The 7,792-nt window shown below is 41.5% G+C and carries 6 protein-coding genes; 5 read left to right on the forward strand and 1 reads right to left on the reverse strand.

Annotated elements, in window-relative coordinates:
• Positions 1-132: 132 nt before the first annotated feature.
• The 3 genes from purE (at position 133) to FTU90_RS13070 (ending at position 3,714) form a co-directional block, all read left to right on the forward strand.
• Complete coding sequence (purE, locus tag FTU90_RS13060) at positions 133-645, forward strand: 5-(carboxyamino)imidazole ribonucleotide mutase (RefSeq protein ID WP_005173464.1); 513 nt, start codon at positions 133-135, stop codon at positions 643-645.
• Positions 646-672: 27 nt separating this feature from the next.
• Positions 673-1,794 (forward strand): 5-(carboxyamino)imidazole ribonucleotide synthase, encoded by a 1,122-nt coding sequence (locus FTU90_RS13065; RefSeq protein WP_005173460.1) that lies wholly within the window; start codon positions 673-675, stop codon positions 1,792-1,794.
• A 624-nt stretch (positions 1,795-2,418) separates the two neighbouring features.
• Positions 2,419-3,714 (forward strand): lytic murein transglycosylase, encoded by a 1,296-nt coding sequence (locus FTU90_RS13070; protein ID WP_218945111.1) that lies wholly within the window; start codon positions 2,419-2,421, stop codon positions 3,712-3,714.
• Between the two features lie 60 nt (positions 3,715-3,774).
• Here the strand turns inward: FTU90_RS13070 and FTU90_RS13075 are convergent, their stop codons facing one another.
• The gene (locus tag FTU90_RS13075; protein ID WP_180072805.1) at positions 3,775-4,902 is read right to left on the reverse strand and encodes an anhydro-N-acetylmuramic acid kinase; all 1,128 of its coding nucleotides are present in this window, start codon (positions 4,900-4,902) and stop codon (positions 3,775-3,777) included.
• A 63-nt stretch (positions 4,903-4,965) separates the two neighbouring features.
• Between FTU90_RS13075 and tyrS the strand changes: the two genes are divergently transcribed.
• Both tyrS and FTU90_RS13085 read left to right on the forward strand, forming a co-directional pair.
• A complete protein-coding gene (gene tyrS / locus FTU90_RS13080; RefSeq protein WP_180072812.1) occupies positions 4,966-6,198 on the forward strand; it encodes a tyrosine--tRNA ligase in 1,233 nt (410 codons plus the stop codon).
• A 519-nt stretch (positions 6,199-6,717) separates the two neighbouring features.
• Positions 6,718-7,005, forward strand: coding sequence for a hypothetical protein (locus FTU90_RS13085; protein WP_180072807.1), 288 nt, complete (start codon positions 6,718-6,720; stop codon positions 7,003-7,005).
• Positions 7,006-7,792: the final 787 nt, after the last annotated feature.

The raw sequence follows: 7,792 nt of genomic DNA on the forward strand, positions 1-7,792 counted from the left end.
AAAATCGAACCTTGCTTTGACCGTTAAATTTTATGAAGCCGAAAAATCAGTCTATAATAGGCAACTCCTATTAAAGCTTGGCTCTCTCGTCGAGATTTATTTTTTGTTACTTTAATCTCTGGAAAATTTGCAATGAATGCGGCTGCTGCACAAGATGCTCCTCTAGTAGGAATTATCATGGGTTCTCAATCAGATTGGGCAACTCTCGAACATACTGCCAACATGCTGAAGCAGCTTGGTGTCCCATTTGAAGCTGAAGTTGTTTCTGCACACCGTACTCCTGACCGTTTGTTTGAATATGCTGAACAGGCCCGTGATCGTGGCATTCAGGTAATTATTGCCGGTGCTGGTGGTGCTGCGCATTTGCCGGGTATGTGTGCGGCAAAGACCGATCTTCCGGTGTTGGGTGTGCCAGTCAAATCATCGATTTTAAACGGTGTTGATTCATTGCTTTCAATCGTACAAATGCCAGCTGGTATTGCGGTGGGTACGCTTGCAATTGGCCCTGCCGGTGCAACCAATGCCGCGATTATGGCAGCGCAGATTTTAGGTCTGACCCGCCCTGACATCGCGAAAAATGTTGCAGATTTCCGTGCAGCACAAACAGACAAAGTGGCAAGCAATAACATTCCTGGTCAAAACTAAAGCCAAGCTTCATACGGGACAGACATCATGGATAAAACCATCGGTATTTTTGGCGGCGGTCAGCTCGGGCGCATGATGGCGCAAGCGGCATTGCCATTGAATATTCAATGTACTTTCTTTGAAGCAAGTACGGATTGCCCTTCTGCGACACTCGGTCAAGTGATTTCCAGCAAGGCCGAAAATGGTCTACAGGATTTTATTGACAGTGCTGATGTATTCAGTCTGGAATTTGAAAATACCCCGCTTGCAGATGTGGATGTGCTGGTGAAAAATAAAGACCTGCATCCACCACGCCAAGCCTTGGCAATTGCACAGCATCGTCTGTCTGAAAAAGCCCTGTTTGATACGCTCGACATTCCTGTTGCGCCGTATAAAGCAGTGACTGCACTTGAAGGTTTACAGGCTGCTGTGGCTGAACTGGGCTTACCAATCGTATTAAAAACCTCTCGCGGTGGTTACGATGGTAAGGGTCAATTTGTCCTGCGGAGTGCTGATCAAATTGAGCAGGCTTGGGCGGAACTTGGCCCTGCCGGTGAACTGATTGCAGAAAGCTTTGTGACCTTCTCACGTGAAGTGTCGATCATTGCGGTACGTGGTCAAAATGGTGATGTAAAAACCTGGCCCCTGGCTGAAAATCATCATCACAATGGCATTCTGTCGCACTCGATTGTGCCTGCACCGAACAGTGCAGACTTGCAGCCGGTCGCACAGGACTACATCACTCGCTTACTCAATCATCTGAACTATGTGGGCGTCTTGACCCTTGAGCTGTTTGTGACAGACAAAGGCTTATATGCAAACGAGATGGCACCACGTGTGCATAACTCAGGGCACTGGTCGATTGAAGGTGCAGTCTGCTCACAGTTCGAAAACCATATTCGTGCGGTGGCCGGTCTGCCACTGGGTTCAACGGAAGTGATTCGTCCAAGCGTACTGGTGAATATCATCGGACAGCATCCAAAATCTGCAGATGTTCTGGCTTTAGAAGGTGCGCATTTGCATCTGTATAACAAGTCAGAGCGTGAAGGTCGTAAGATTGGTCACATTACCCTGATGCCAACCGACAGTACTCAGCTGACGACTTTATGCCGTCAACTGGCGAAGATTTTACCGAATCCACTGGCATTGAGCGAAGATATGACCATTTAAGCGCTATCTTGCTGATAAAAAAAGCGATCACTTCGGTGGTCGCTTTTTTATTTCTCCAGATTCAGGCATGATTGCGCCTCTTCGAAAATGCCTGCCATTTATCGGATCATGATATTTTTCAATTGATTGTAAAATAAACAATTGCGTATACATAAAAGAGTCTAAATGAAGATTCACAGACCACAGAGAAATACTTTGAATTTAAAATATTAAATTTAAAACAGTCTTTGAATTTAAAGTTTAAATGAATTCAAAATATGAATTTAAATTCAAACCGCTACTTTGAATTCAAAGTTTAAATTTAAAAATAAACCAAGCCACCCTGTTTTTAATTCACAAAATAAAACCTTGATAAATATCTGATTAATCCTGTTTATGTTAAGTTATCCACAAAGAAGGTTTTGAATTTAAAGGTTGTTTCCTGGATTTTAAATTTAAATTCAAACAGCGCCGCTGCTTTTGAATTTAAAAACAAGTTGTGGATAAGTTATTTAAATTTAAAACTACAAAATGAATTCAAAAGTGCAGAAATTATGAATTTAAATTTACCTATTTGAGCTTTAATTTTTAGATTGAGCTGCTATGTTAGGAACATAATTCAAAATCTAAATATTCAAGGGTCTTATGCAACGTTTTGCGCTTGTGGTTGGTTCTTTATTCTTGGCTGTTTCTCAGGCAAATGCCGAGCTGATTATTAATGGTCAGCGTGTCGACACGACTACTTTGCCTTCAGCGGCCAGCAGCCCGTCAAATTTCCCTGCCCAGAATAATTTTCAAAACTGTTTGGCGAATTTACGTAGTCAGGCTGTAGCAAAAGGTGTTAGTGCAGGCAGCTATGACCGTTATACGCAAAATTTAACGCCTGATTATTCCGTAATTGAACGTTTAAATTATCAACCGGAATTTTCTACCCCGATTTGGGACTATTTGTCTGGTTTGGTCGATGAAGAGCGGGTTCAGCTCGGCCGGCAAAAATTACAGCAACATCGCGAAGTCTTAAATCGTGTTTCCGCAGCCTATGGCGTGCCTGCAGAAACGATTGTCGCGGTATGGGGTGTAGAAAGTAATTTTGGTGATATTTCCGGTCGCTATCCTTTATTGCAGGCTCTGGGAACATTGAGCTGTGAAGGGCGACGCCAGAGTTATTTCCGTGGTGAGTTTTTTACCACGATGAAACTGTTACAGCGCGGTGATGTACGAGAGGATCAGCTGAAAGGTTCATGGGCTGGAGCTTTTGGTCATACCCAGTTTATGCCATCGACCTATGATGAGCTTGCGGTCGATTTTGATGGCGATGGCCGCCGTGATCTGGTTTCGAGTATTCCGGATGCTTTGGCATCAACCGCCAACTTTTTAAGCAAGCGTGGTTGGCAGACCGGACAGCCTTGGGGTTTTGAAGTAAAAATCCCGCAAGGCATGTCAATCTCAAATGAAGGCCGTCGCAATAAAAAATCACTGAATAGCTGGATTAGCCGTGGTGTAGTGCGTGCCGATGGTTCCCCTTTAATTCAAGGGAATTTATCAGCGTCTTCTCAAGCTGGCTTGCTTGCGCCTGCCGGCCCGAATGGCCCGGTGTTCCTGGTCTTTAGAAACTTTGATGCCATTTATAGCTATAATGCAGCAGAAAGTTATGCCTTGGCGATTGCGCATTTATCTGATCGTTTACAGGGTAAAGGGAGCTTCAGCACATCTTGGCCAACCGATGACGCGGGTACTTCGCGTTCAGAACGTCGCGAGATTCAGCAATTTTTACTGAATAAAGGTTATGACATTGGTGTTGTGGATGGCTTGATTGGTGATAAATCTCGCCAAGCGATTCGTCAGGAGCAAATTCGTTTGGGTTTGAATCCGACTGGGCGAGCAGGTCAGCAAATTCTTGCTGCATTACGAGCTGAAAATGCCCAAAAAATCATGAAATAGAATAAGAAAAAGGTCTGTAATTGCAGACCTTTTTTCATGTTTGGACTGTGTTTTTAATATTTAAACAGCTGTAATGGTTCCTAAAACACGATAACCTTTAGCACCTGTCACTGTTGGTAGGTTGCCACTTAATTGGTTCATAAAACGCATTGCGAGCCACGCAAATGCAGTTGCTTCCACCCAGGTTGGGCTCAAGCCTAAATCTGCTGTGGTTTGTACACTCCACTCATGTTTACGTAGCCGCCAGCGTAGTTGCTCGAGTAAATGTGAGTTATACGCACCACCGCCGCAAACATAGACTTCTCCAGTTGGCATTTCGGAGCGATAAATGGCTTTTTTAATGGCACGTGTGGTGAGTTTCATTAAGGTTGCTTGAACATTTTCGGGAACGTCTTCGAGTTCATCATATTCGAGGCTGCTACGCCAATCCGCAATTTGTTCATCAAGCCATTCTAAATTGAAGTCCTCACGCCCTGTGCTTTTTGGTGGTTCTTTTGAAAAGAACTCATGTTCTTGCAGGCGGTCTAGTAGGCTGCGAATTGGTGTGCCATAGGCTGCCCAATTACCATTTTCATCATAAGGTTGCCCTGTGTAGCGTTCACACCAAGCATCCATCAAAATGTTGGCAGGACCTGTATCGAAGCCGTAGACATCTTCAGGTTTGCCTGCGGGTAGGAGACTAACGTTGGCAATCCCACCTAAATTAAGAATGACCCGATGAATCGATTCGTGTTGGAAAATATCTTGGTGGAATGCTGGCACTAAAGGTGCACCTTGACCACCAGCGGCTAAGTCGCGACGACGGAAATCTGAAATCACAGGAATTTTTGTGATTTCAGTAATAATATTGGGGTCGCCAATTTGTAAGGTAAAGTTGTGTTCAGGGCGATGGCGAATGGTTTGCCCATGTGAGCCAATCGCTTTAATCTGCGTCTTATCTAAGTTGTTTTTTTCAATCAGTGCATTAATGCCATGACCAATCATTTCGGCAAGTGCAACATCTGCTTTACCCATGCGATCAATTTCATTGTCATCAGGCAAAGTCAGTGCCATGAGTTCATCACGAAGGTCGGGATCGAATGGAAGGGTTAGGGTGGCATGAAGCTGTAAGGGATCAAAAGAAGCAGCAACAATGTCGACACCATCCATGCTTGTGCCGGTCATTACCCCAATATAGATCGCTGTCATGATGATTCTTAAGCCTGCAATGTGCTGAAAAAGTGTTAGTATATCGCACAAATTGTATAACTGATCTATTTGGATTTTGTGATGTCAAATTTCCTGCCGGCTGAAGAACAACTTGCCCTCATCCAACGAGGCACCCACGAAATTATTTCTGAAGAAGATCTTCTGAAGAAATTAAAGCTGAATCGCCCATTAAAAATTAAAGCGGGTTTTGACCCTACAGCACCTGATTTGCACTTAGGTCATACGGTTTTAATTAATAAATTAAAAGTTTTCCAAGACTTAGGTCATGAAGTTTACTTCTTGATTGGTGATTACACCGCAATGATTGGTGACCCAACAGGTAAAAGTGCAACACGTCCACCGTTGTCGCGTGAACAAGTATTAGCAAATGCAAAAACCTATCAAGAACAAGTCTTTAAAATTCTTGATCCAAACAAAACCAAAGTTGTATTCAACTCTGAATGGTTTGCGCAAAAAACAGCAGCTGATTTGATTCAATTGGCTTCACAGCAAACTGTAGCACGTATGTTGGAACGTGATGATTTTACAAAACGTTATAATAATCAACAGCCGATTGCGATTCACGAATTCTTGTATCCATTGGTTCAAGGTTATGACTCAGTTGCACTTGAAGCAGATGTTGAAATGGGTGGTACAGACCAAACTTTCAACTTGTTGATGGGGCGTACGCTGCAAGGTCGTTATGATCAAGAAGCACAGGTATGTATTACTGTACCGATTCTTGAAGGTTTAGATGGCGTGAATAAAATGTCTAAGTCTTTGGGTAATTATATTGGTGTGTTTGATGCACCAGGTGCAATGTACCAAAAAGTCCTTTCCATGCCGGACTCATTGATTGAGCGTTATTTCGAGCTTTTGAGCTTTAAATCAATTGAAGAAATTAATGTTCTGCTAAAAGAAATCGAAGATGGTCGTAACCCACAAGAAGTGAAGAAAATTCTTGCACTTGAATTGGTTGAGCGTTTCCACGGTCAAGAAGCTGCTGAAAATGCACATAAAGGTGCAGGCAATATTATTACTGAAGGTGAATTACCCGAAGGTACACCTGAAGTGACTATTTCATTGTCGGAATTTGGTGGTGAGATCTTTATTACTTCAATTTTGCGTGAAGCGGGTTTGACGAAGAATGCGGCCCAAGCCAAAGATGCTTTAGGTCGTGGCGCGGTGAAAGTGGATTGGCACACTGTAGATAGTTCTTATTCGGTCAAGGAAAATCTGACCTTGATCGTTCAGGCCAGCAAAAAAGCGATTGCGAAAGTTACTTTCACCGATTAAAAAATTGATAAGTTATTGAAATAAAAGCAGGCTTCGGTCTGCTTTTTTATTGATGTCCTATATTCATAAAGCAAATAAGCAACTTCAAAAAAAACCCTATAAAAACAAGAGTTAAATTTTCCCAAATTGCTTGCTTTTCGGGTTTATTATCTATAGGATTTATTCATCTAGAGAATTGGTTCAAAGCATCTAGAGGGTGATAATAAGACAACTCCACAATTTATAAGGTCTCTTCCCCAAGAGACTCTTTTTTAAGCTTTAAAGTGAATAACTATAATAATGACATAATGGATCGGGTAAAGATTCAATTCTAAGGAGGAGATTTTGGGAGAGATCTCTTCCTTTTTTATTTGTAGCGATTTCATTCTGAACCTTTAAAACCGCAGGTATTATTTTCTTGGAGGACATTCCACCTAGAATTCATCCTCTAATTAAGTGTTGTTTTGCTAGCTAAAGGGTGGCTGACTATATTGGTTCGCAAAAGACAGCACAATATAAAAAGAAAGCAGAGATGATTCGATGTATCGCTATCCAACAGAAGATATTTTTGATGAAGACATTGATTGTATTTTAAGTTTCTTATTTGAATATCAGTCTGCCGAACAAAAACAGCAACGTTATATCCCTGTCTATAACTTATTTATGCAGCTTGATCTGGCTGCGAATTACTATCTATTTTCCCTGATTGAAGAGCGTTTACCGCGACGTGCAAAACTATTCTTTGTTGCTGAAGACTATCAGGGCAAAAAAGACATAATTATAGAAGTCATGCAATACTGGCTTGGGCAGCGCAAGCAGGAAAAGTAACTGAATAGAATTAACCTGCTGATATGTTCTATCTCTATATAGATAAGCAAGCTTGTGCGGCCTTATAGCCAAACACCAAAATCATTGAATACTGCTCTATAGCCTAAGATACCTATACGCTTTTATAAGAAGTTTCACTGAAAAAGTGCGAATGAACTACCAAGCCAAAAGGAAAGAATCGTTGGTTTCGCTAATATGTCATGATTTGGTTTTGTTTCTGGGGGTTGAACCAGATAAAAGCATTATTTAAAGATAAAAAGTAAAAAATCACTACTCTAACTATTATTTTGATCGCTTTTAAGTCTAATTAAATTTTGGCTTATAAAAATAAAATGATGTGTTTAGTGTATTTTTTGCATAAAAACGCTTAAAAATTAGATAAAAAAGCGATTTTTTAGGATTTTTTGTAGAAAAAAAAGACATACGTGAAAAATATAGTGAATTGGGGGTTGCAATGATTCTGAAATCCTCTAGAATGCACCCATACCGACGAGATAGACGGAAACGAACGAAGCAGATTGCTGAGTTGTTAAGTATATCGAAGTCCAGCTTCTGGCACTGACGAGGTGTTGGAAAGATCATTAAGAGCTTATGAAGAACAACTTGTGTGGATTTTTACTGGTTGATCGATCGAAATTATTTTCATTGATTGATGGTAAGAATGACTCGAAGTTTATTTGAGAAATATTTGTCAGAAAATTGATGAGCCAAGATTGGTGTCCTTTAGGCACTACTGATTTTAAACTGAAGAGTTTGATCATGGCTCAGATTGAACGCTGGCGGCAGG

It is taken from the genome of Acinetobacter sp. YH12200 (assembly GCF_013418175.1).
Lineage (GTDB): Bacteria > Pseudomonadota > Gammaproteobacteria > Pseudomonadales > Moraxellaceae > Acinetobacter > Acinetobacter pseudolwoffii.